This is a genomic window from Cytobacillus sp. Hz8, assembly GCF_042263505.1.
Taxonomy (GTDB): Bacteria; Bacillota; Bacilli; order Bacillales; family Cytobacillaceae; genus Bacillus_BE.
The window spans coordinates 276,676-301,994 of the sequence record NZ_JBHKFI010000001.1; the positions used below are offsets into that span (position 1 = coordinate 276,676).

At 35.9% G+C, this 25,319-nt stretch carries 24 protein-coding genes and 1 riboswitch; of the genes, 20 read left to right on the forward strand and 4 right to left on the reverse strand.

Features of this window, described 5'->3' with window-relative positions; translation table 11 throughout:
• Positions 1 to 67 precede the first annotated feature (67 nt).
• Positions 68 to 1,363 (forward strand): NCS2 family permease, encoded by a 1,296-nt coding sequence (locus ACE38V_RS01420; RefSeq protein ID WP_375839352.1) that lies wholly within the window; start codon positions 68 to 70, stop codon positions 1,361 to 1,363.
• 139 nt (positions 1,364 to 1,502) lie between these two features.
• Here ACE38V_RS01420 and ACE38V_RS01425 read toward each other — a convergent pair whose 3' ends face one another.
• Positions 1,503 to 1,862, reverse strand: coding sequence for a Lin0512 family protein (locus tag ACE38V_RS01425; protein ID WP_375839650.1), 360 nt, complete (start codon positions 1,860 to 1,862; stop codon positions 1,503 to 1,505).
• A gap of 450 nt (positions 1,863 to 2,312) precedes the next feature.
• Here ACE38V_RS01425 and ACE38V_RS01430 point away from each other — a divergent pair, with 450 nt between their 5' ends.
• Together ACE38V_RS01430 and ACE38V_RS01435 are read left to right on the forward strand one after the other, a co-directional pair.
• On the forward strand, positions 2,313 to 3,032 hold the full coding sequence (locus ACE38V_RS01430) for a B3/B4 domain-containing protein (RefSeq protein ID WP_375839353.1): 720 nt from the start codon (positions 2,313 to 2,315) through the stop codon (positions 3,030 to 3,032).
• Between the two features lie 25 nt (positions 3,033 to 3,057).
• The gene (locus ACE38V_RS01435) at positions 3,058 to 3,423 is read left to right on the forward strand and encodes a DUF488 domain-containing protein (RefSeq protein ID WP_375839354.1); all 366 of its coding nucleotides are present in this window, start codon (positions 3,058 to 3,060) and stop codon (positions 3,421 to 3,423) included.
• A gap of 17 nt (positions 3,424 to 3,440) precedes the next feature.
• Here the strand turns inward: ACE38V_RS01435 and ACE38V_RS01440 are convergent, their stop codons facing one another.
• The gene (locus ACE38V_RS01440; RefSeq protein ID WP_375839355.1) at positions 3,441 to 4,262 is read right to left on the reverse strand and encodes a YitT family protein; all 822 of its coding nucleotides are present in this window, start codon (positions 4,260 to 4,262) and stop codon (positions 3,441 to 3,443) included.
• Between the two features lie 157 nt (positions 4,263 to 4,419).
• Positions 4,420 to 4,671 carry a hypothetical protein gene (locus tag ACE38V_RS01445; protein WP_375839356.1) on the reverse strand — a complete coding sequence of 84 codons (252 nt, stop codon included), beginning with the start codon at positions 4,669 to 4,671 and terminating at the stop codon, positions 4,420 to 4,422.
• Between the two features lie 1,428 nt (positions 4,672 to 6,099).
• Here ACE38V_RS01445 and ACE38V_RS01450 point away from each other — a divergent pair.
• The 17 genes from ACE38V_RS01450 (at position 6,100) to ACE38V_RS01530 (ending at position 24,452) form a co-directional block, all read left to right on the forward strand.
• Positions 6,100 to 6,780 carry a sensor histidine kinase gene (locus tag ACE38V_RS01450; RefSeq protein WP_375839357.1) on the forward strand — a complete coding sequence of 227 codons (681 nt, stop codon included), beginning with the start codon at positions 6,100 to 6,102 and terminating at the stop codon, positions 6,778 to 6,780.
• Entirely contained in the window at positions 6,777 to 7,403 is a 627-nt protein-coding gene (locus tag ACE38V_RS01455) for a response regulator transcription factor (protein WP_375839358.1), read from the forward strand. Before ACE38V_RS01450 ends, ACE38V_RS01455 begins: the two co-directional genes overlap by 4 nt.
• A gap of 230 nt (positions 7,404 to 7,633) precedes the next feature.
• Positions 7,634 to 7,723: riboswitch (cyclic di-GMP riboswitch) on the forward strand.
• A gap of 29 nt (positions 7,724 to 7,752) precedes the next feature.
• Positions 7,753 to 7,911 (forward strand): anti-repressor SinI family protein, encoded by a 159-nt coding sequence (locus ACE38V_RS01460; RefSeq protein ID WP_375839359.1) that lies wholly within the window; start codon positions 7,753 to 7,755, stop codon positions 7,909 to 7,911.
• A 645-nt stretch (positions 7,912 to 8,556) separates the two neighbouring features.
• Positions 8,557 to 10,917, forward strand: coding sequence for a polyprenyl synthetase family protein (locus tag ACE38V_RS01465; protein WP_375839360.1), 2,361 nt, complete (start codon positions 8,557 to 8,559; stop codon positions 10,915 to 10,917).
• 409 nt (positions 10,918 to 11,326) lie between these two features.
• A complete protein-coding gene (gene pxpB, locus ACE38V_RS01470; RefSeq protein WP_375839361.1) occupies positions 11,327 to 12,055 on the forward strand; it encodes a 5-oxoprolinase subunit PxpB in 729 nt (242 codons plus the stop codon).
• A complete protein-coding gene (locus ACE38V_RS01475) occupies positions 12,052 to 13,068 on the forward strand; it encodes a 5-oxoprolinase subunit C family protein (protein ID WP_375839362.1) in 1,017 nt (338 codons plus the stop codon). The genes pxpB and ACE38V_RS01475 overlap by 4 nt, the downstream gene beginning before the upstream one ends.
• Before the next feature lies 1 nt (position 13,069).
• On the forward strand, positions 13,070 to 13,837 hold the full coding sequence (locus ACE38V_RS01480) for a LamB/YcsF family protein (protein WP_375839363.1): 768 nt from the start codon (positions 13,070 to 13,072) through the stop codon (positions 13,835 to 13,837).
• Positions 13,838 to 13,895: 58 nt separating this feature from the next.
• Positions 13,896 to 14,936: an XdhC family protein gene (locus ACE38V_RS01485; protein ID WP_375839364.1), complete on the forward strand. Its 1,041-nt coding sequence runs from the start codon at positions 13,896 to 13,898 to the stop codon at positions 14,934 to 14,936.
• The gene (locus ACE38V_RS01490; RefSeq protein WP_375839365.1) at positions 14,912 to 15,532 is read left to right on the forward strand and encodes a nucleotidyltransferase family protein; all 621 of its coding nucleotides are present in this window, start codon (positions 14,912 to 14,914) and stop codon (positions 15,530 to 15,532) included. Before ACE38V_RS01485 ends, ACE38V_RS01490 begins: the two co-directional genes overlap by 25 nt.
• 517 nt (positions 15,533 to 16,049) lie before the next feature.
• A complete protein-coding gene (locus ACE38V_RS01495) occupies positions 16,050 to 17,513 on the forward strand; it encodes an Msr family ABC-F type ribosomal protection protein (protein WP_375839366.1) in 1,464 nt (487 codons plus the stop codon).
• A 102-nt stretch (positions 17,514 to 17,615) separates the two neighbouring features.
• The gene (locus tag ACE38V_RS01500) at positions 17,616 to 18,095 is read left to right on the forward strand and encodes a DUF6530 family protein (protein WP_375839367.1); all 480 of its coding nucleotides are present in this window, start codon (positions 17,616 to 17,618) and stop codon (positions 18,093 to 18,095) included.
• 83 nt (positions 18,096 to 18,178) lie between these two features.
• Entirely contained in the window at positions 18,179 to 19,246 is a 1,068-nt protein-coding gene (locus tag ACE38V_RS01505; RefSeq protein WP_375839651.1) for an AAA family ATPase, read from the forward strand.
• Between the two features lie 200 nt (positions 19,247 to 19,446).
• Entirely contained in the window at positions 19,447 to 20,343 is an 897-nt protein-coding gene (locus ACE38V_RS01510) for a vWA domain-containing protein (RefSeq protein WP_375839368.1), read from the forward strand.
• A 24-nt stretch (positions 20,344 to 20,367) separates the two neighbouring features.
• A complete protein-coding gene (locus ACE38V_RS01515) occupies positions 20,368 to 20,727 on the forward strand; it encodes a GIY-YIG nuclease family protein (protein ID WP_375839369.1) in 360 nt (119 codons plus the stop codon).
• Between the two features lie 217 nt (positions 20,728 to 20,944).
• Positions 20,945 to 22,690, forward strand: coding sequence for an ABC transporter ATP-binding protein (locus ACE38V_RS01520; RefSeq protein WP_375839370.1), 1,746 nt, complete (start codon positions 20,945 to 20,947; stop codon positions 22,688 to 22,690).
• A gap of 23 nt (positions 22,691 to 22,713) precedes the next feature.
• Complete coding sequence (locus ACE38V_RS01525; protein WP_375839371.1) at positions 22,714 to 23,388, forward strand: response regulator transcription factor; 675 nt, start codon at positions 22,714 to 22,716, stop codon at positions 23,386 to 23,388.
• Positions 23,385 to 24,452: a sensor histidine kinase gene (locus ACE38V_RS01530; protein WP_375839372.1), complete on the forward strand. Its 1,068-nt coding sequence runs from the start codon at positions 23,385 to 23,387 to the stop codon at positions 24,450 to 24,452. Before ACE38V_RS01525 ends, ACE38V_RS01530 begins: the two co-directional genes overlap by 4 nt.
• Before the next feature lie 264 nt (positions 24,453 to 24,716).
• On the opposite strand, the gene ACE38V_RS01535 is transcribed toward ACE38V_RS01530, so the two are convergent.
• Positions 24,717 to 25,313 carry a hypothetical protein gene (locus tag ACE38V_RS01535; protein WP_375839373.1) on the reverse strand — a complete coding sequence of 199 codons (597 nt, stop codon included), beginning with the start codon at positions 25,311 to 25,313 and terminating at the stop codon, positions 24,717 to 24,719.
• Positions 25,314 to 25,319: the final 6 nt, after the last annotated feature.

Here is a 25,319-nt window from a genome sequence, read left to right on the forward strand (position 1 = left end):
ATTGTCCTTTGTAGATCCTCCGGCAGTGTTCCGGAGGATTTTTTTTACGAGATTCGGAGGAACTATCATGAAAAACTATTTTCAATTTTCCGAACGGAATACTTCTTATAAGAAGGAAACTATTGCGGGAATTACGACGTTTTTATCCATGGCTTATATTTTAGTGGTGAACCCAGTCATCTTAAGTCAAACAGGCATGGACAAGGGAGCTTTATTTACTGCTACTGCACTTTCAGCAATTGTGGGGTCATTATTAATTGGTTTGATTGCGAATTACCCAATCGGGATAGCACCAAGTATGGGAATCAATGCCTTTTTTACGTTTACCGTCTGTATTGGCATGAAAATTCCTTGGGAAACAGCGCTGACAGGCGTTTTTATTGCAGGCGTATTGTTCATGATACTAAGCCTGCTAAAAATTCGTGAAAAAATTATTAATGTGATTCCTCAGGATTTAAAGCATGCGATTGCAGGAGGAATTGGTTTTTTTGTTGCCTTTATTGGTTTGAAAAATGCAGGGATTGTCATGGCAAATGAATCTACCTTTGTTGCGATTGGAGACTTAAAATCAGCTCCAACTTTGCTTGCCATAGTTGGATTTATTATTACGATTATCCTTTTAAACAAAGGGGTAAAAGGCGGGATATTCTATGGAATGGTCATTTCCACAATCATTGGCGTTGTTTTTGGAATCATCGATACGCCAAGTGCCGTTGTTGGAAAAATCCCTAGTCTCGAACCTTCATTTGGCGTTGTCTTCAGTCACTTAGATGAAATCTTTTCACCTAAAGTGTTAGCTGTTATTTTCACCTTTTTATTCGTTGCCTTTTTCGATACAGCTGGAGCTTTAATTGCCGTGGCGAGCCAAGCAGGTTTGATGAAGAATAATGAGATCCCGAATGCAGGGAAGGCACTGCTTGCCGACTCGATGTCAACGATTGTTGGCTCGATTTTTGGTACCTCCACTACTGCATCATTTGTAGAATCTTCTGCGGGAATTGCAGTGGGGGGAAGAACAGGGTTTACATCTGTAATTATCGCATCCTGTTTTGCTATATCACTTTTCTTTGCACCGATCTTGTCGATTGTTACCCCTGAAGTAACAGCACCTGCGCTTATCATTGTTGGAGCTTTAATGGCTACGGAAATCAGCAAAATCAATTGGGGGAATTTTGCGGTTGTCATCCCATGCTTTGTAACGATTATTATGATGCCATTGACCTATAGTGTAGCAACGGGAATTGCGCTCGGATTTATTCTCTATCCCATCAGCATGATTGCTATGAATAAAATGAGAGAAGTCCATCCGATTATGTATGTTTTATGTTTGACCTTTATTGGGTATTTTGTGTATGTGATATAGAATAAGGTTTAAGGCGTGAATCATGTTGTGGATTCACGCCTTGAGTTTTGAAATGGAGATGGTTTCTTGAATGAAATATTAAGGAATTAAAAATATCATCATCTCCTATTAATGGTTAAAAAAGAGTAGGTTTTGAAAATTAATAACCAACCTCAACGGATGCAATGACAATATACATCATATCATTTTTATCCCCTTTTTCTTCAAGGACAATTCCACTAGTTGTTAACATTCCTCCATCCATTACTTCTACCGTGACAATTCCAAATGGCAAGGCTTCCTTTACTGCTTCAATATCAAGGGTTTCTTTTTCACATGGTACTGCAAGTTTTACGTTTACTTTCATATTATGTAAACTGTTTTCAGGTAATACAGAACGGATACCAGGCATAGAATTATAATGAATGGCATTTTTCACAGCCCGAATAGCTGCTTTGGTAATATCTTGACCATGAACATCGATTCCCATCCCAGTTTCGATAAACATTATTTTTTCCATCATTCTTCACTTTCCTTTCTTGAAAATCCTTCATATCTTATTTTATCTCTTTTTTTGTCTTTTTGGGAATTTGATATCATCTCACTTTTTGGAAATAGATAGTTTCAGAAATGCTATCATATATTGGAACATTAATTATAATGGATTATTTTGGGAATGAAGGTTTTCTGGGTAATGGATTAATTCCCCTTTTTATCGTTAATTTAATGCACTCAAAGACTCTGTTTATCTTCGGAGTGAGATCCCGGTTTGTCATGATTGTGATTAATAGGTATAAATTAATTGAAGAGGAATTCTGAAGACCTATCGATATTCATTAAATTTCGGTATTTTTAGGAATGAAAGAGGTTTTTCTTTTCATTATTCTTTGAAATTACCCCTTTTGTATACCAACTTGGACAATGATATGCTTATAGTATATTTCATAATAGAATAAGGAGAAGAGAACTCATGGGAAAATTCTACATAACCGATGCGTTTTGGGAGCTGTTTCCACATGCTGAAATTGCCGTTATTGTGGCAAAGGGGATTACCAATAGTGAAGTATTAGTGGAAAATGTAAGACCAGATATTATTGAACTCTTGGAAAATAGCAACAAAGAAGCAAAACGGTTCTTAACTGAGGATGTTTTTAGTAATAATCAGGTGATATCTGTATGGCGCAAGGCTTATCAGAAATTTAAAACAAAGAAAGGCGCGAGATCTTCCATAGAGTCATTACTCAAACGAATTGAAAAAGGGCGAGAAGTCGGCACGATTAATCCTTTAGTAGACATCTATAACTCTGTTTCCCTTACCTATGGACTACCATGTGGAGGGGAGGATATCGACACTTTCAAGGGAGATTTGCTCTTAACAAAAGCAGATGGGGATGAACTTTTCTTAGCATTAGGCGATGAAGAGTTCGATCATGCTTTGCCCAGTGAAATCATTTATAAAGATGAAGAAGGGGCAGTCTGCCGTTGTTGGAATTGGCGTGATGGGCAGCGAACAATGTTAACAGAGGATACGGTTAATGCTTTTTTAATTATTGAATCAGTCGATCCCAAAAGAAGTTCTGATTTAAAAGAGGCAGCCGAAAAACTTTCGGGGCTTACTAGTCAATTTCTTGGAGGTCAATGTAGCATTACCTATATGGATAAAGATAACCGACAATTGTTATTAAAGTAATGCTTTTTTTCAGGGAGGAAAATAGATGCAAAATATTTTTCTAAAAAGAATCTACGAACCATATGAGCAATCAGACGGTTTGAGAATATTGATTGATCGGCTCTGGCCACGAGGAATATCAAAGGAAGCAGCCAATTTAGACGAGTGGGTAAAGGAAGCAGCTCCGAGTAGTGAATTACGAAAATGGTTCTGTCATAAGCCAGAGCTTTTTGAGGAATTTAAAGCTCACTATCAAAATGAATTACGGACTAACCCATTGCAAAAAAAGGCAGTAGAGCAAATTATCGGAGAGGCAAGAGAGGGGAGAGTAACGCTCTTGTATGGAGCTAAGGATCCAATCTATAATCATGCAGTGGTCCTGCTAGATTGTATAAAAAAATCAATTCGTTGAGACACGAATTGATTTTTTTAGTCTTTTCTGAAATGACCAACGACTTCCAGCGTCTTGGTGATATTGACAAACGCATGCGGATCCGTCTTTTTGATGGTATGTTTCGTTTCATTTAATTCATATTTCGTGATAACAGTTGTTAAAATTTTTTTTGGCTTATGGGTGTATGCCCCTTCTGCATCATAAACTGTGATTCCTCTTGCATGTAAATGGATAAGAGCATCAGTAAGCTCTTTCGATTTCTCTGTAACAATAGTTACTGTTAATTTGTTTTGTGTTGTATACACCATATCGACCGCGCGACCAGCTACATAAATCGCGATAATCGTATATAATGTGATATTCCAGCCAAACACAATACCAGAAATGCCAACCACAAGTAGATTCATCCATATATTTAAATGGCCAACTTGAAAGTTTTTTCTTTTGGCGAGAATTAGACTGACGATGTCTGTTCCCCCTGTTGAACCACCAATGCGAATGATAATTCCAACAGCAATTCCATAAAGGGCTCCCCCAATGATTGAAGAAAGAAGAATATCATTGCTAATAGAACGGATTGGAATAAACTTCAGACTAAAAGATAAAACAAGAACAGCATATATCGTTAAAACAATAAATCTTTTTCCTAAATATTTTATTCCCAGAATAAAAAGGGGAATATTGATGAGTAAAACGACTAACCCAGTGTTGATATGGATAAAATGATGTATAAAAAAAGCGATGCCCGTAGCCCCTCCGGATGCAAGTTTGTGAGGGATTAAAAAAGAATTATAGGCAAATCCAAAAAGAATTGAACATAAGCCAATTACGATTAAATGATAGATATATCGAAACAAAGTATGAACACCTCGACAATTTTTTCCAAACTCAAGTGCAAATCAAATACGGCTAAAAAGTGAAAATACAGTATTTTAATACAAAGGGTTCTAAAGATAATCTTGGATTTTTAGTTTTCCCATTTATATATGTAAAATGAGTAAGTTCATAAAAAAATTAGTTTGAAGCAAACTCCCTTTGAACTTTATCATAAATATTCCAATCCTCCATCATATTTATTATCAATCTCTTAATATCTTTTATTCTATTTTCTCCGCAGCTCTCCTTATTTAATAATTGGCACAATGCGATTAAATCCAGCAGTTTCGCTTGCTGTAACCATTCTTTCGTTAGAACTCTGCCATTATTTTGATAACTCTTTATAAAAGGATACCAAAAATCCGTTATCGGAATTTTTTCATACCTCAACATATTTCCTATATCAATTAAAGGCGAGCCGCATAAAGTATATTCCCAATCTAGGATAGCAGGTAGGTTAATATGAATGATTTCAGCTAAATTCTTATCCCACTCTTAACGGACAGTAAGACTCCCACTTCAAGATTCTGAGAATACGAAGAAGATAAGTGGGAGATCAACTGTCCGTATAGGTCCGACGACGGACAGGATGTCCTAGTCAGGCGAAGCCACAGGACGTGGCGTTATGAGCGTGATAAGTGAAATAAGATTTTTCTTTGGGCTTCAGCCCTTAGAAAAATCAATCAGGCTCTGCGTGACTAACCATCAGTGGGGGATGAATGGCAGACTAAAAGCGCGACGTCAATCGCAACGTCTGCACTAGCACGTCCTGTGCGTCGAAAACCCCCACTGATGGAAGTTTCACTTTATGAGTTTGCATAGCGATTTAAAGTTTATTTCGATTTTTACTTTAACACATTCCTGCCATCGTTACCTTAATTTTAGGATTAACTACATATATACCGTAACAATTCCATTAAATCGAATACAAAAGTTCGCAATATATTTTTAGGTTTAAAGAATTTCGTTATTGCACAAAGTTATATTTTTTATTCTTATATTCAGTAACAATCATGCTAAAAGCGTACAAACATTGGTAGGGTAAAGAAAAAGAGCTAATAACTTGAAAAAAGGAAATTATTGAAATATATAGAATATATAAACATAATTCTGTTCTGATAATTAATTGAATCAATCAATTAGGTTAGGAGATGCCAAGCTATTTAAATGAATATTATGTTTCTATCGATGTTTATAATCCTTACGACTTTGGGGATTTACTTAAGAAGGAAAAATAAAGAAAGTCGATTGGTGTTATGGGCAACACTTATCTCAATTTGTGGTGGGTTTACTGGGTTGCAGATTATTCTAGAAAAAGAAGTTCTACCAATTATCATTATCCATGGGAGCCATCAAATGGTACATGTGTGGACTATAATAGTAGGAATCTTAAATCTGATTATAAATATATTCCCCTATTATGGCATTCTCATCTTCTTCTTGTTTTACAATGGATATTTTCTTTATAACAAATGGATAATGGTCGTTTTGAGCTTTCCTATATGGATTTCCCTATTTTTCTTCTCAGATTTATCGAGTAATGAATTGGATGAGGTTTCAATTGCATCTTGGGGAGCTATTTATTTGATAATAACAGGATGTTTAGCGCTTCGACCGATTATTCTTAGTAATGATCGATCAGAAAGAATGTATCATAGTTCTGTTTCCCTCATATTTCTTGTGCCTTTAATTTGCTTGAATGTGTTTCATTTTACACCTGATCCCTATAGTGATCAGGTTTTGAAAATGATTCCTTTCATCTGTATTGGGAGTTTTCTTTTTGTTTTTCTTTTGTTTTTGCGAGGAACTTTCATAGGGGTGAAGAGAAAGTCAATACAGACTGTTAATATAGGGACAGCCGTTATCCATCATTCTTTGAAGAATTCAATAGCCAAGATTAAGCTGGTTGCTCTTAATATTAGAAAAAGCATAGAACTTCAACATTATTTGGAAGTTGAAGAGGAGATCGGACAACTTCTTAAAACCTATGATGAAATGATGGGTACGATGACTAAAATTTCACATGCAGTTTCAGATAAGCTGAAAATTAATCCGCAGGAACATGATTTATCAGACATACTTGATGAAGTAGTGGAAGTGATAGAAAGTGTTCCAAACATGAAAGTGGAAAAACATTACTTTCCTTATCAGGTGTTTGTCGACCGACAGTGTTTTATCGAATGCTTAGTAAATATATGCAATAATGCGGTGGAAGCAATGGAGGATGGAGGAGTTATTCGGATTGAACTAGAGTTAAGGAGAAGAGTGTTCATTCTTGCTATTAGTGACACGGGGAAGGGAATGAATCCGTTACAATTGCAAAATATGTTTGAACCCTTCTATTCAACAAAACATCAAATGGGGACTAATTTTGGTTTAGGTATGTATCATGTTAAGAAGGTTATAGAGGCACATAAAGGTAAAGTATTCGTAAAAAGCAAATTGGGAGAAGGTACAACAATACAAATTATGTTAAAAAGATGGGATTTGGAGAAATGAACGAGGATATTAAGGTCATGATAGTTGATGATGATCCTGACTGGAGAATGGGGTTACAACGTTATTTTTCGGGGTATAAGCAAATTAATCTAATTTTCTGTGCAGCAACCATTGAGGAGTGTTTTACTTTTTTACATAAAGAACCGATTGACATTGTGCTTATGGATATTATGTTAAGTCATTCATGTGGTTCAGGACTTGATGCAGCCTTAGACATCGCTATTCAATTTCCAAATGTGAAAGTCATTATGCTTAGTTCTGTAGATCAAAATGATGAGATTTTTAACGAAGCTTTTTTAAATGGGGCTTATGAATATGTGTACAAACATGATTTCAATCAATTACCAGAAATCATGATAAGATCCATGGAAAACGAGCCCCATAAATTTGGCGAGAGACTACGGAAGCTCGTTTATGAGAAAAAGAAAAGCTTGCTTAGTGAGGGAGATAAAGAACTTTTAATTATGATATTGGAAGGAAAGACACAAGTAGAGATTTCTCAAGAATTTTGTGTCAGCTTGGCTGCTATAAAAAAGAGAACAGGGAGAATTATGAAAAAGTTCGACTGGCAACGTTCAAGTAAGGAGTTAGCTGAAAAATGTCGCAAATGGGGATTATTTTAATTCAAAAGTATATTTTGTTTAATTTCTGTTTTTCGACATGTTTGGTTCATTATACCTTTATTATGCTATTTATTATAATCTGATGGTAGACATAAAATTGTATACTTTTGGAATTGAGTCAATTGCAATATAATTTAAATATAGTTAGATAATTCTGTTATATTAATGAAATGCTTTTTTCTACCGAAAATTATAATTAGTTCCATAAATTAAAAGAGTTCATTTCATTGCTCAGTAAAGGGCAAACTAATTGAAAGATTGGGGCGCAAAATCACAGGTCTAAGGTACGAATGGTATACTATGACGGCTGGGTTGCCTGAAATACAATCAGTATTTTGGGAGGAATTAAGTGTTGAAAGCAAATAATCATAATGATGACCTAGATGTTGAGTGGGTACAGCTAATTCAAGAAGCAAAGCGACTTGGATTAACAAAAGAAGATATTATTCTCTTTTTAAAGAAGAAGAGGGAAGACAGGAATGGTTTCATAAATCATAAATTTACATAAATTAGTTCTTTAGGTATTTCTTAAATGAAATTAGTTTAAGAAATGCTCCTTTATTATGTATATTTAATATTCAATAGAAGCTGTATCTGAGAAAAAAACTAGAGTATTTACTATTCCTACAGAAGTCAAAATATCACAGCTTGAAAATCAAAAAGAATTATAAATCACGGGTCTTACTATTAATTAAATCATAGAAAAAATTTTATTATTTTATAGATTAATGGAGTCTAATATGAATTTAGTTTATAGAGGTTTAATTATATTTGCGGTATTTTATAATTTTTGATTATTTTAGAAATAATACATTTAATTGGGTGGGAAATATTTTACAATCTGTGTTTATCTTTACTTTTTATTTGTTGCTTACATGGCTATTGGACAGCAATGGAAATAAAAAAGCATAAAAAACTTCGATCAAAAATGATTGGAGCTTTTTTATGTTTAAATACAACAATTTTCATATAAGCAAGTTGCAACTGATAATTAAGCTGTTTATTTTTTCAGGAATAAAGTACTTCTAGCAATACTATTTATAATAATATTCTAATAGAAAAAAATGAATGATTTTTTCTTTAAGGTCATACTCTTCGTTTGAATGTTATGATGAACATATATAGAGAATAAAAAGTAGAGGTACCTGAATCTATGAATGAGACGAAAAAGAATAAAGCGGATAGCTGGTATTGGAAGGCTGAGAAAAAAGCGAGCAATTACTTTAAATTACTTCAGAAACAAGCGTTAGAAAAGACATATGTCACAAAGCTCACAAAGGATATCCAATCATGGAGAAAGTTCCATATTCATCCACCCTTCATTTCTTTATTTTCATCGAAGAAAGGATATTCAGATTATCAGGATTATATACGTTGGTTAGATTCAAAAGGAAAATTAGATCAGTATTTAGATCGGAGCATTTCTTATATTTATATGAGGGATTTAGGGAAAGCCCTCCACTCTAAGGAAACACAGGAAAGGATACAGAGTATAGTCGATGCTTTAAAAAGCCACTTACTAAATAATCAAGTGAATAGCAATGAAACATTTAACTTGGCGAGGCTGTATCGGTTTACGGAGAGGGAAGGAATAGAATCAACCCTGATTTGGGTGATGAATAAATTAAGAAAGGTCACTACGCATTTTCCAAAAGAAATGGATGCTCTTCATGCTGAAAGGAAACTGATTAAAATTATTGCAGGGGTTTTTATGCATCAATGGGAGGAGATGGACAATCATATTTCTCCTCAAGAACGGACTAAGAAATTGGATAGAGCGATAAGGCTTGGCTATTCTTATGGCTTAACCTACCCCTTTATTGATGATCTCCTTGATGCCAAAATCCTAACTTCAAAGGAGGAGAGTCAATATACGGAAATGATTCGGACAACCTTAATATCAGGGACTGTGCCGAATTTAGGAGTATGGACGGGAAAAAATAAAGAGTTTATTCAATTTATTCATGCTGAGCTACGTCAGGCTTTTGAATACATTAAGTCTCAACAGCCAAAAGAAGCTCAAGAGCAGTTTTTTGAACAGGCCTATGTTTTTTTCCGTTCTCAGGAAATGGATCGTAATAAAGACCTTTCAAATGCAAATTACACCAACGAAGAACTATATGTCCCAATCATATTGAAATCTTCATTTTCTCGATTAATTGCTCGTTCTGTGATAAGTGCACCAGAGGATGTTGGTTTTGATGAGCGTACCTTTTATTATGGAATCTACAATCAATTGGCCGACGATTTCACTGATATATTTGAAGATCTGGAAAAAGGAGCGGTTACCCCATATACCTATTATCTGAAATATCATAAAAGAAGAAATGATTTAGTCAATCCATTTGAATTGTATTGGACGGTTATTTCTTATTTGATTCATGATGTGTACCATTCAGATACTAAAACAAGAGAAGTCATTTTAGATCGAGCAATCAATAGTCAAAAGCGTTTCAAGGAAAAATGGGGGACAAAAAAATACAAAGAGATAATGGAAATCTTCACTACCAATAATCTAAAATTTCAAGGACAGCTTCAAAGAATTGTTCAAAAAGCTAAGGATGTAGATTTTTTTGATAAACTTCTTCGTGACTTGATCATCGATTCATTAAACATTGAACAAAAAGAGCAGGAGAACTTTCAAAATACAATTAAACATGTTCGTACACAAATTAATAAAAACTTGCTAATCAAGAAAATGAATTCTGATTCTTTAATAAATGACAAAATTATTGATGCTGCCAACTATACTCTTGAAGGTGATGGAAAACGTCTTCGGCCAATCTTGACCTGGGTGATGGGTGTGCATGGATTTGGTTTAAAAGGTACAGATATCATGCCACTATTACAATCACTAGAATATATGCATACGGCATCCCTTATTTTTGATGATTTGCCAAGTCAGGATAATGCGTCCATACGGCGAGGACGTCCAACTTTGCATAAAGTCTATAACAATGCCATCGCGGAATTAACTGGTCTTTTTCTAATTCAAAAAGCCATAATAGAGCAAACCAATTTAAAGACTTTTGATGCAAAAACAATCCTTCAGTTAATTCAATATTCTGCACAAATGACTGCAGAAATGTGTAGAGGACAGGCAATGGATTTGGATGCAAAAGGAAAATCATTGTCATTAGAACAATTAAAAGTGATGAGCTATTATAAAACGGGAAAAGCTTTTGAAGCTTCTCTGATTGTGCCTGCAATTCTTGCCCATGCAGAGGAATCTGAAATGAAGGCAATAAAAAAATACGCTCAACATGCAGGGATTGCCTTTCAAATAAAAGATGATTTGCTTGATGTAGAGGGTGTACAAAAGACCTTAGGTAAACCAATTGGAAAAGATGCTGAAAACGATAATTCTACCTTTGTGTCGGTTCTTGGAATGGAAGGAGCGAGAAAGGCAATGTGGGAAGAATACTGTCTTGCCATAGAAGCCTTGCAAGAAGTATCCCGTAATCTATCATTTTTTAAGCAATTTTTGAATTACATCGTACACAGAGACCATTAATTTTATTGAACAAATTAGTCAGAGTTTTCGATTTTATCGATTAGGCAGGAAGCATGTATGTGTTTTATTTTGACTGATTCTGCCAATATTTAAGGGGAACATGGAGATATTTAAAGCAATTGAATTAAATTTTATAAAAAATAGGGCTATCTAGACAAAGACAAAGTAAACATATTTTTCAATAAATAATTTGAAAATACTGAAATTATTATGAGAGAATAAAGGTAATAAGGAAGCGCAAGGCGAAAAGTATACATGCTGGGATTTTATCTGTATCAATGGCATATTGTTTATTGATGGCTTTAAAAAGTGGTCGAAATAAGATAAGTTTGAACGGTAACATGAAGGCGCTCCAATCCATTGGGGCGCTTTTATATAAATTTATCTGCTTTTAATGAATGAAGGTGTGATGAACTTGAATTTTGAAAGGATAACTCCCCTTGGTGATTCAGCAATAGTAGTAGAGTTTGGTAAAATAATCGATATAGAAACGCATCAAAAGGTTCAAGAGTTGGGATTGTTTTTGGAGAAAAACCCTTTACCCGCCATGATTGAGCATGTTCCAAGTTTTACGAGTGTAACTATCTTTTATGACTGTGCAAAGGCAGAGAGATCTCAAGATAAAAAGAAGTCCCTCTCTCCTTATGAATATATGAAAAACCAAATAGAGAAAACTCTTTCTCTTATTGAGATGAAGTCTCGGAATCGACCGCAAATCGTTGATATTCCCGTCTGCTATGGTGGTGAGTTCGGGCCCGACTTGGAGTTCGTTGCGAAAATTAATCATTTGCTCCCCGAAGAAGTAATCGAAATCCATACAAGTGGAAACTATCTAACCTATATGATTGGATTTGCGCCGGGCTTTCCGTATTTAGGGGGGTTATCGGATAGGATAACAGCTCCAAGATGTGAAACACCGAGGCTTCATATTCCGGCCGGAACTGTAGGAATTGGCGGAAAACAAACTGGAATTTATCCAATTGCTTCACCAGGCGGATGGCGGTTGATAGGGAGGACACCATTACATTTATTTAATCCAAATCAGTCTCCCCCCACTTTAATTAAATCGGGTGATATGATTCGGTTTAGATCCATTTCATACGCGGAATATCTGAAGCTAACGGAGGTGAAAAGTTGAGCCTTATCATTAAGAAGCCTGGAATCCTTTCCACTATTCAAGATTCTGGGAGAAGAGGATATCAAAAATATGGAGTCATCGTGAATGGCGCTATGGATCCATTTGCCATGAGAGCAGCGAATCTATTAGTTGGGAATGAGAGCAATGAAGCGGTAATTGAAGCTACGATAGTTGGTCCAACGGTCTATTTTGATTCCTTTTCCTTAATTGCCATTTGTGGCGGTGATTTTCAGCCAACCATTGATGGGGTAAAAGTCCCCATGTGGCAGCCTCATATTGTGAAAGCAGGAAGCACCTTGAAAATAGGATCTGCTTGTTTAGGAATACGTTGCTATTTAGCCATTTGTGGAGGTTTCAAATTACCGCTTGAAATGGAGAGCCGTTCCACCTATTTGCGTGCGGGTTTTGGCGGTTTTTCAGGAAGGGCACTTCGAGCAGGTGATTTTCTAGAGACAAGAAAAAAATTGACGATAAGTAAAGCAATCTTATCTACTATTCGTTCAAACGAAAATCGCTCATTTTATTCAATACCATGCTTTATTTCACATCATGTAAAGCCACTTTATTCAAAAAATCCACTGATTCGTGTGATAAAAGGAGCCCATTTTGAACTTTTTACTACTCAAAGTAAAATATTATTCTTTAAAAGCTCCTATAAAGTTTTAGCTTCATCGGACAGAATGGGCTATAGATTAAAAGGAGCAGAGCTTGGATTAAAGAAGCCAAGGGAAATCATTTCAGAGGCGGTCTCATTTGGAACGATTCAGGTACCTCCAGATGGTCAACCCATTGTATTAATGGCCGATCATCAAACAATTGGCGGATATCCGAGGATAGCTGAGGTAATATCTGTTGATTTGCCGCTTATGGCACAGTTGAATCTAGGGTCCTCGGTTCATTTTCAAGAAATTTCACTACATGAAGCTCAGAAACTATATATAAAACGCGAACAGGATTTACGTTTAATGGAAAAAGGTATGAAAGATATATTGAAAAAATTTGGAGGTTCCTAGAATGAGTGTGATTGATATTAATTGTGATATGGGAGAAAGTTTTGGAGCATATACATTAGGTGAAGATGCTGAAATTTTAAAATATGTTACCTCTGCCAATATTGCGTGTGGCTTTCATGCAGGAGATCCATCCACTATGAGGAAAACAGTCAGACTTGCCTTAGAGTACGATGTTGGAATTGGGGTACATCCTGGTTTACAGGACTTAACGGGCTTTGGTCGCCGTTATATGGATATTTCTCCGGAAGAAGCTTACGATTTGGTTGTTTATCAAATTGGGGCGCTATCTGCTTTTGTAAAAGCTGAGGGTGGGCAAGTCCAGCATGTGAAGGCTCATGGTGCTCTTTATAATATGGCTGCTAAAAATCAAGAACTTTCAGAGGCAATCGCAAAAGCGGTATACCATGTGAATCCTGACTTGATTTTATTTGGTATAGCAAATAGTGAAATCTTGAAGGCTGGGAAACGAATCGGTTTGCGGACGGCAAGTGAAGTATTTGCAGATCGAACGTATCAACAGGATGGTACTTTAACTTCAAGAAAGCAAGCAGATGCATTGGTTTTGGATGAAAATCAAGCTGTTCAACAAGTTGTCAGAATGGTGAAAGAACAAAAGGTGTTAACAAGAGAAGGGATGGATGTTGATATTGTTGCTGAAACTCTTTGCATTCATGGAGATGGAGTCAAAGCTTTAACTTTTGCTCAAAAAATCAGACGTACATTAGAAGAGTCTGGTATTGATGTGTGTGCAATAAGAGAAACAAAATAATTTTCATGAAAAAATAAAGGAAATCAGAGGTGAGATTATGAAGGAGATTTATCGTAGGTTGGAACAATGCTGGCAACAAAAAAAAACTGCCGTTTTAGCGACGATTATCCATGTAAATGGATCTGCCTACCGAAAGTCAGGCACCCGGTGTCTCATTTCTGAAACAGGTGAAATGATTGGAATTATTAGCGGAGGCTGTGTGGAAGAAGATTTATTTGAACACGCAAAGGAAGTACTCAGAACCCATTTACCCATTAAGTTGGAATATGATTTTAGATGGGGAGAGGATGATTTATGGGGTTTAGGAGTAGGATGTGATGGTATCATATCCATTTGGCTTGAATCATTTGATCCCATTGGACAACCGATGCAGGCAAAAAGACTTTTGAATGAAATAGCAGCAAGGCTTTCATGCGAAAAACCGTATTATTTTGTATCCGTGATTGAATCTAGCCTCAAAGAAAAATTTCCACTTGGGTTTTATTTATCTTCTTATGAGAGCCCTCAATATTATTCTTTTATGGAGTCAATAGCAAAATCATGTATATTGAAAATCCAATTAGATGGAGTTCAATTGACATTGTTTGTTGAGAAAGTAGAGCCGATGCCCCATTTATATATTATTGGTTCGGGTCCAGATGCCGCAATGCTTGCAAGAAAAGCAAATGAATTGCCTTGGAAAATTAGTGTGATTGATCATAGAGAAATGACCCTTATCAAACATTTTCCTCATATTCATCATTGTTTAATTAAACGGACCGATTACCAATCAGTGAATATTCCACCTCATTCTTATGTTGTCGTTATGACTCATAATTTGGAATTTGATTATCTAGCCCTGAACTATTTAGTGACTTTAAATCTCTCTTACATTGGTCTTTTAGGTTCAAGCAGACGCTTTACAAAACTTAAGCAGATGTTAAAAGCAGGAGATTCTGATATTAAAGAAGAAGGATTTCAAGTGATTCATTCCCCGGTCGGATTAGATATTGGAGCAGCATCACCGGAGGAAATTATCATAAGTATTCTTTCAGAAATACTGGCACATAAAAACAAAAAATTAGGTGAAATGCCATGCAAACAGAAAACGTGCAACTAAACGAATGTGAAGTCTGGCTGCTTGTTCTGGCTGCCGGATTTTCGAAAAGAATGGGGGAGCAGAAGCTATTACTTTCTGTTAAAGGTGAAACGATGATTCGATATGTTGTGAAGAAATTAAATCAAACAAAGGCAGATGGAATCATCGTTGTAACAAACTCATGTTTTGAAAAAGAAAAGTATGAACTTGCAGATTTAGGGATTGTCATCCTTGAGAATGATGAATCACACTTAGGAATGAGTTCTTCCCTCAAATTAGGGATTCAATATTTGAAAAAACGAAATGCAGGTTCTGCGATTATTCTATTAGCGGATCAACCAACTATTGATGTTCAAATCATTAATCGTGTAATTGATAAATATAAAAAAGATCGATTTGATATCATTCAAGCCCTTTATCAAACAAAGCCATCCCATCCGGTGCTATTTTCCAAAAGGTGGTTTGATGAGCTTCTGCAAATTTCTGGTGATAAAGGGGCAAGAGATGTAATGAAGATGAATCAGAATCAGATTATGTTTGTAGAATGTGATGTACCTGAACCAAAGGATATTGATACAGTTAAAGATTATGAGGATTTAATAAAATCTATTGCATGAACGTTATGGAAAAAATGATATTTTGACAATTTTTAATAGGAACTTTATAATGAACGTGAATTTAAATATTTAGGAGGATTATTAAAAAATGACACACGCGATGAGACTTCGATTCCTGACTTTGAACTAGTAATTGAATAAGTTCAAAGGCTCTGTTTGTGTATACAGAGTAAACGGGATAAGTCTGTCCTTTTTTAATAATCTTCATTTTGTATTCATACAGGGCATATGAAGAAAGGCGGATGATGCTGCCTTTCTTTATTTATGTTTTCATGAATTTCCTTCATTTGTTTAGGCAAAAAGAAGGTTTATTTGGTGGCGCTCCTTAATTGCCCTAATCCAATCATGATGGGTCTCCCGACTTTTACTCTAATCACAGGCAGATTGCCTGTGATTTTTTTTCGTTGCCTGATCAAAGGATTTCATTTTTATAGAGTCAGAAAAGTAAAGACCACGGTTGGATCAATAAGAAGCTGAAAAAAGAACAACCACATAAAAATGGCTGGAGGAAGAATTTATGGAAAAAGTATATCTTGAATTAGAAAATATTGAAGTTTCCTATTTGGATCGATTGGTACTGAGCATCCCGCGGTTAACCGTTTATCAATTTGATCGGATAGGAATTGTCGGGAAAAATGGGGCAGGAAAGAGTACTCTCTTAAAGCTAATGAATGGACAAATCAAACCAGATAAAGGACATGTGAAAGGATTAGTAGATTTCGCTTATTTTGATCAGCTTTCACAGCCTATTGTTCAAACGGTAGATTATGAGTTGGTTGGGAAGCTATCGATCCCAAAAACGGACCTTGAACATTTTAGTGGAGGAGAACAAACTCGTTTGAAGCTTGCTGAAATCTTCTCCAATTACCATGAAGGATTACTCCTTGATGAACCAACGACCCATCTCGATGCTGCAGGAACACAGTTCTTGATCGAAGAGTTGAAATATTATTACGGTGCCCTTGTGCTTGTCAGTCATGACCGTCATGTATTAGATCAACTGGTTACGAAAATTTGGGAAATAGAAGGTGGACAAATTACAGAATACACAGGTAATTATTCTGCTTATGTTGCTCAAAAGGAATTAATGCAAAAGCAACAGCAAGAGCAGCATGAACTCTATGTAAAAGAAAAAAATCGCCTAATAAAAGCAGCAGAAGAAAAGATGAAAAAAGCAGAAAAAATGACTCAGGCAAATGGTCATATTTCCAAAAAAGAATCCAAGGCAAAGGCAAATAAAATGTTTATGACGAAATCAAAGGATACAGGGCAAAAAGCAGTTCAAAAAGCAGCGAAAGCAATCGAACAAAGAGTTCAGAAGCTTGATGTTGTGGAGGCTCCACTTAAAGAAATGGAACTGCATTTTCATCAACCACATGCCTTACAGCTGCACAATAAATTTCCTATAATGGCTGATCGTCTCACCCTTAAAGCGGGAGATAAAATTCTTCTCAAGGAAGTAAGTTTTCAATTTCCTTTAGGAAAAACCATTGCTATTACTGGAAATAATGGCTCAGGAAAAACAACCCTTCTTCGCTATATTTTACAAAGGAGAGAAGGAATCTTCCTCTCACCGAAAGCGGTCATGGGGGCTTATGAACAAATGAGCTATCAGTTTGAAAAGAATGAAACGGTCCTATCCTATATGAAAAAAAGAAGTGAATACGATGAGGGTAAAATTCGTTCGGTTCTTCATGCTATGAATTTTACAGGGAATGATTTAAGAAAAAATGTCCGTGATTTAAGTGGGGGAGAAGCGATTCGCCTTATATTGTGCCAGTTATTCTTAGGAAAATACAATGTATTAATTTTCGATGAACCGACGAACTTTTTGGACGTTTATTGTATTGAAGCATTGGAACGTTTTTTAAAGGCATATGAAGGTACCGTTATCTTGGTTTCCCATGATCGAATGTTTGTGGACCAGGTGGCTGATCATTTGTATTTAATGGAAGAGCATAAATTAAAATGGATTTATTGATCGCTTATTGACAAAAGAAGATGAAGAGCATTACAATAAATTTAGTAATTTACTAAATGAGTAATTTACTAAATTACTAAATTTAAATAAAGGAGAAAGGAATTGAAAATCCCAACTAGTCTTAAACATAAACCAGTGATTGTTTCAGAGAATTATGAAAATATAGATGGAAGAAATGCTTATCAGACGGATGCTAAAGGTCTTTCTTTAGGCCTTGCTCAATGGAATGAAAGAGGGAAACTGGATATCTCCGCCAAAGTCTGGCGCTATACAGGTGAAAAATGGTCTCGACAGTCAGAAGAATTACCGATGCATCGCGTTTTAGATCTTGCCATATTAATTTGTAGAACAAATTTGTACTTTCAAGACGCTTATAGGTTCCCGAAAATGTATGATCCAGAGAATTCGCTGATCGAGAGAATCGGTTTACAAGGGGATGCCATGAGTGTAGAAGTTTGCAAAGATAATCCAATGATTGATGAAGATATTCAATTATTTGCACAAGCGCTAAGCGAAGATGGAGAAATGATTGGCGAAAGACTGCGCGTATTATCAAGACTTTTGAAAGAAATGGGGTATTAGAAAGGAGAATTACTGTGTGTACAGCAGATAATGGATATGCCAATATCCATTCAGAGTTTATTTTAACAGGGAATCGAAACTTTATGGAATCTGAAAAAGCTTTAATTTGGAAGAAGCCTTTATCTCATCGAACGAGCATTGAAGAATTAAGAATATGTCGTGAAATTAACCGAAATTGGAATCGTGGAGAAATGAAAATCACCAATATTTTATTAGAAGGGGATGCAGGTTCCGGGAAAACACAATTAGCGAAAGCTTTATCCGCTAATTTAGGCCTTCCGTATACGAAGGTGACTTGTTTTGCTGATATGGATCAAACGGATATCATTGGTGCGATTTTGCCTATCATCTCTTCTCAAGGTTTAGAGGAGATGGAACCGGAGGCGAAATTCGCGCTGCAGGCACTGTATGAGAGCGATGGTTTTCAAAGTGCAACAGAAATATTGATGAGGTTTTTAGGTGTTACTCAGGAAGAGGCTGCTCTCAGATTTAAGCAATTATTGAAGCTTGTGAAGGAAAAAGGCGGGGATGAAGTAATTGAGTATCGCTTTTATCCATCCGAGATTGTACGGGCTTTTCAAAAGGGATATCTTCTAGAGATTCAAGAACCAACAGTCATTCGGGATGCTGCGGTATTAATGGCCCTTAATTCTGCTTTGGAGATGGATGGTTGCATCAATTTACCAACAGAAATGATTCATAGACATCCGGATTTTATTGCTGTCATCACGACGAATCGCAATTATGCAGGCTGTAGACCATTAAATGAATCGCTGCGAGATCGTTTTCAACATACAGAGAAGATGGATTTACCTTCAAAGGAAACCATGATGGAACGTGCAAAGGCGAAAACAGGTTTTAAAAATGAAAGAATGCTCGGTGTATTAGCTGAAACCATAATTCTTTTAGATAAAACGGCGCGTGCAAATGCGATTAAAGGGGTTGCAGGTATGCGTTCATACTTTTACTGGACAGATGCAGTAGCTAACGGTGCCCCTGTCAAAGAATCGCTTTATCATAAAGTTATTTTTAAAATTACAACGGATCAGGAAGAAATTAGCCTATTAGAGGAAGCATTAACATCACAAGGCTTGCTAGAGCAATTAAATGAGTTAGGGAATGAGTTAAAAAAAAACGGAATTCTGATGTAGTAGAGATTACCACATCAGGAAATATAGATGGGGCGAAAATAGATAAGAAAAAGCATGATGAGGAAAAAGGAATTGCCTTAAGAAAGGCTCCAAATAGTGAAACTCATTCCTCTGATCTTTCGAATGAGTTAGGTGATACAAGTGGCTCAGAAATTGGAGAAGATGGAAAGCCAAAGTATCATCAAGTAAACCCAGAAACGATGTCAGAAAGAGAAATAAGAAAGGAACGAGCATTTCGAAAAAAGTTGAATCAGGAGGCACGAAAGATTATTTCCCATTCTATTCATCAAGGGGTGAAGCTTGTTGTCCATCGCCCAGATTTTGATATGAAAAATAGGAAGGAATATGAAGATTTGAAAATTGGCCTTATGCCAATCGTTAGAGAAATTGCTAGAAAGACGCTTCCATTACTTGAGCACGAGATTTCTTCCGAATTCGTGAAAAATCATTATTATGGCAGTAAATTTCAGGCAGAGAGCATTGTGAATAAAGATTTTAGGTATTTTTTGAAAAAACGACCACCAACTGAATCCCCTTCACTTGTAGTGGGGTTAAGAATAGATGAATCCGCGTCTATGACAGCGTTTGGAAGATTAGAAGCAGCGAAAAGAGCTGCACTTGCCGTCTATGAATTTTGTCAAATATGTGAGATTCCAGTTTCTATTTATGGGGACACCGCGGATGCTTCCAAGCTAGAACAAATGTCGATTTTTGCCTATGCTGACTTTCATAAAAAGGATCCTGATGACCGATATCGAATAATGGGAATTCGCGGGAGAAGTAATAATCGGGATGGGATGGCGTTAAGAGTTCTTGCTGATCGGTTAGCGGAGTCTTCTCAACAAACAAAGCTCATTATTAGCATCAGTGACGGGCAGCCAAAGGCCATGCCGGATTATACGGGAAGCTATGCTGTAAAGGATATGCAGCAAACCATTGCGGAATATGAGCGAAAAGGCATAACCTTTCTGGCAGCTGCCATTGGACAGGATAAGGAAGTCATTAATGAAATCTATGGAAAAGAACGGTTTTTGGATATTTCAAATCTTCATGAGCTCCCTACCCAGCTAGTTCGAATTATTGCCCGATATTTATAAAAAGAAAAAGAAAGGACGATTAGAATGGATATGAAAAGAAGGAAAGAATTATTAGAACAATATAAGCAGATTAAGACCTATTATGGTGTCATTCAAGTGACAAATACAGCGAATGGAAAAATATTCTTGAACTCTTACCCAAATTTGAAAAACAAATGGTTAACCTTAAAAGCGCAATTAGATATGGGAACCCATGCTAATACTGAATTACAAAAAGATTGGAAGGAGTTTGGACCTGAAACCTTTACCTACGAAGTATTAGAGCAAAAAGATCTTTCCAAAGTGACAGATAGAAAATGGGAGTTAAAACAAATCTTAAAGCCATGGTTAGAGAAGCTGCAGCCATATGGGGAAAAAGGATATAATAAACCGCCAAGGGATTAAGAATATGACCCTCTGCTAAAACAATGGTATTCACACTGTTTTAGCAGAGATTTTTGTTTGTATGATGGATCTTCAAAATGGTAATTAGGTTATAAAAAATCCATATTCGTTATAATGGTTATATTTTTGAAAAATAGTTGTTCATATTCCATTCATATACTTCTTATATAATCCAATTATCAAATTAGAAGTTATTATAGAAGGGATGTATATAAATATGTCAAAAGCGAAGAAGCAAATAGGGTGGCGGTCATTTATTCGTATGGTCCAACAAACGAACCCGCCAAAGCTCTTAATTGGTATTGCGTTGTTATTAAGCTTGGGTACTACCGGGGTCAGTCTATTGGTCCCGCTTTTTACTAAAAATCTGATCAATGATTTTTCACTTAGTTCTTTAAGCGCTGGAAAGATTATTCTTCTCGTCTCAGCTATGCTTATTCAGGCTTTAGCAAGCGGGGTCTCCATTTATTTACTAAATCATATTGGACAGTCTGTTGTCGCTGGGATACGCGATCGACTTTGGAAAAAATTATTAGTATTGCCTATCAGTTATTATGATGAACATCAATCTGGCGAAACAGTCAGTCGGATGACCAATGATACTGCTGTGGTTAAAACACTCATCACTGACCATCTCACAAATTTTATCTCAGGAGTCATTTCGATTATCGGTTCTATCATTGTTTTGCTAATTTTAGATTGGAAAATGACAATCGTTATGTTTATAGCTATTCCTTTAGCTGGGGTGATTCTAGGTGTTTTAGGGAAAAAAATGCATCAAGTGTCAAAAGGTATGCAGGACGAAACGGCCAAATTTACATCTGTTCTTCAACAGGTTTTATCAGAAGTCCGTCTAGTTAAATCCTCTAATGCTGAGCAGATTGAATATCAGAATGGGAAAAAGGGGATAACAAATTTATTTCAATATGGGTTGAAAGAAGCCAAAATTCAGGCGCTAATCTCTCCATTAATGGGCTTAATTATTATGGTACTACTTGTTCTGATTTTAGGTTATGGTGGAATGAGAGTTTCATCGGGAGCTTTGACAGCCGGTGAGTTAGTTGCCTTTATTATGTATCTGTTTCAAATTGTCATGCCAATGGGTCAACTAGCTGCATTTTTTACTCAATTTCAAAAAGCATCAGGTGCGACTGAACGAATTATTTCAATCATGGACTCAGATGTTGAAGAAGATGCCAGTTTGGAGGTTCAAGAGATTCAGCAAAATATTGTTGTAGATGGCTTGGATTTTTCCTATAAAAACGGAGAGGACGTTTTAAAAAATATCAGCTTTGAGGTGGAGGCAGAAAAAGTAACCGCGATTGTCGGACCAAGCGGAAGTGGAAAGACTACGCTGTTTTCGCTAATAGAACGTTTTTATCAACCAAAAGAAGGGGATATCCGTCTAGGAAAGAACTCCATTCGTCAATTTTCTCTTCTTTCTTGGAGAAGTCAAATAGGCTATGTTTCACAGGAAAGTCCAATTGTCTCAGGTACGATTCGTGATAATATTTGTTATGGCTTGGATCGATTTGTGAAGGATGAGGAAATCCATCGAGTCGCCAAAATGGCTTATGCGGATCAGTTTATCTCAGAACTACCGCAAGGCTATGATACTGAAGTGGGAGAAAGAGGAATTAAGTTATCTGGTGGACAAAGACAAAGAATCGCGATTGCAAGGGCATTTTTACGAAATCCTAAAATTTTGATGCTGGATGAAGCGACTTCAAGCCTTGACAGTAATTCAGAGTTGGTCGTTCAACAAGCACTGAAAAACCTCATGAGAGGAAGGACGACCATTATAATTGCTCATCGTTTATCGACTGTGATTGATTCGGATAAAATTATCTTTCTGGATAAAGGGACGATTACCGGAAGCGGGACACATGAACAGCTTTTACGGACTCATCCCTTGTATCGCCAATTTGCTCAGCAGCAGCTACGAAATATTGAGTTAGCTTGAATGGATGAAAGGAATGAAAGTAGATGACGAAAATAGTGGTCGTCGATGATGACGCGCATATTCGTGAATTGGTTCATCTTTTTTTAAAAAAAGAAGGATTTGAGCTATATGAAGCGGCCGATGGTGTTCAAGCGTTAGATTTAATGGAAAAGATCAAAATGGACTTAGCCATTATTGATGTAATGATGCCTTATATGGATGGATGGGAGCTATGCCAAGAGCTTCGAAGCTTTAGTGATATGCCCATTCTAATGCTTACAGCCAAAGGAGAAACCTCACAAAAGGTAAAGGGATTTGGACTTGGCGCGGACGATTACCTGGTTAAGCCGTTTGATCCAATCGAGTTACTGGTCAGGGTAAAGGCTTTATTGAAACGATATAAAATAACGGTCTCGCAAACAGTGAATATTGGTGACTTTCAGTTAAATCGGAAAACCCATGAAATTTCTTTTAAGGAGATGGATTACACAATCCCATTAAAGGAGTTTGAACTATTGTTTAAATTGGCCAGCTACCCCGGGAAGACATTTTCAAGGGAGGAGCTAATTGAAGATATTTGGGGTTATGATTACGAAGGGGATGAACGAACAGTAGATGTTCATATTAAAAGATTGCGTGAGCGCTTCTCTGAGTCAGAATTTCCTTTTCGCATACAGACGATGAGGGGATTGGGATACCGATTTGAGGTAAGAGTATGAAATTAAAGCGTTTTTTCAGACATCTACTGGGATTTATCTATGGAATAATTCTATTTGGATTTAGTTTTACAGCAGGTTATTTTATTGTGAATCTTCTCCATTTCCATTTTCTTGATTATTTTTTACATTTAATTGAGACTTTATTTGGCTTTTTAGTATTGGGTTTAATTGGTTTTATCATTCATCTTTTCACTCGTACCAAGCAACGAAATTTTTTCAATGAAATTATCGAAGCATTAAGAAAAATTGCACATGGTGATTTTAATGTAAAATTGGATTTTAATATCAATAGAAGGAATGATTTTACCCTTCTCATTGATCATATTAATGATATGGCAAAGCAATTAAAACAAATGGAAGAAATGCGGCAGGAATTTATTTCTAATGTTTCTCATGAAATTCAGTCGCCATTAACCTCTATAGGAGGGTTTGCAAGAGCGCTTCAATATGACGAGCTGACACAAGATGAACGAAAGCATTATTTAACGATTATTGAAACAGAGTGCAGAAGGTTATCAAAATTAAGTGACAATCTATTAAAACTCACATCATTAGAATCCGAGCAACAGTCTTTTGAACGGATAGAATATCGGTTGGATCATCAAATCCGAAATATCATATTGGCTTGTGAACCCAATTGGACGGAAAAAGATATAGATATGGAGGCTTCACTTGATCATGTAATGGTATGGGCAGATAAGGATTTAATGAGTCAAGTCTGGATGAATCTTCTTTATAATAGTATTAAATTTACACCAAATTCAGGAAAGATTTATGTTCGTTTACAGCAAGTCAATGGGGAAGCTATCATCAAAATTTGTGATACCGGAATTGGAATTTCGAAAGAGGATCAAATTCATATTTTTGAACGGTTTTACAAAGTGGATAAGGCAAGAGACCGTTCAAAAGGAGGAAGCGGCCTTGGACTTTCCATTGTCAAAAAAATTATCGAAATGCATGAGGGAAATATACTGGTCGAAAGTGAGGTTGGGAAAGGGACCACTTTTACTATCAAGATTCCAGTTCGTGAGGTTAAAAAAGAATGGAAGGAGAAAATAAAATAGCGTGGTCTTTAGCATGAAGGCTTAGGCAAGAAAAAGCTGAAACTAATTTATTCACACTGAGAATTTGAACTAGATTATTTGTAAGATGGATGAACAATAGATAAAGTGAACAGGTAAAGAAAAAAATCGTTCAAATCTAAACGATAGACAAAAAGTTGATGTGGGAATAAACTAGGACAAACTATTAAATGAATAGGGTACCAAAACTATCATTTTCAACTATGGTACCCCTATATATCACTAACCTTCTATCCAACAATATTGTCAGTATCTTCTACTTATAGTAGGTTGTAATCTTGTCTTTTTGATCGAGTTCCCTTGATCATAAGAAATCATGATCAAAAATGGAATGATTAAGATACTTGAAATCAGGATCATTGCCAAAGTGCTTGAAAAAGGTGTCATGGTTTTATCTAAATGATGCATATATTTTTGAAAAAAAGCCTTTATTTCTGGATTGCCAAAGACATTATTTGCTGCGAGAAATTCCTTTTTATCTAGATCGTAATAATAAACATCTCTTTTCTTAAATACAAAGAGTTTATCCCTTTTTTGCTCATATTCAATATATCCCGTGATGATATGTGATGTATATTCTTCAGTTTTTTCTTCATTTTCAGGTGTTTTCGGATCATCTGTTTGAATGGTTTTGATAACATTCCCTTGCAGATCGATTGAATCTAATATTTTGGAGGAGTTCTTGTGGTAGTAATTAATGGTATCATTTAAATATGTTTCTAATGCCTGGGCAAATTCATGATCACAATCTGTGATTATTGAAGTATCATTAGCATGTACTTTTGTAACGTTTAAGCTTACGAGACTAACTAAGAAGATAAATGGAATCATAATTTTTTTCAATGGAAT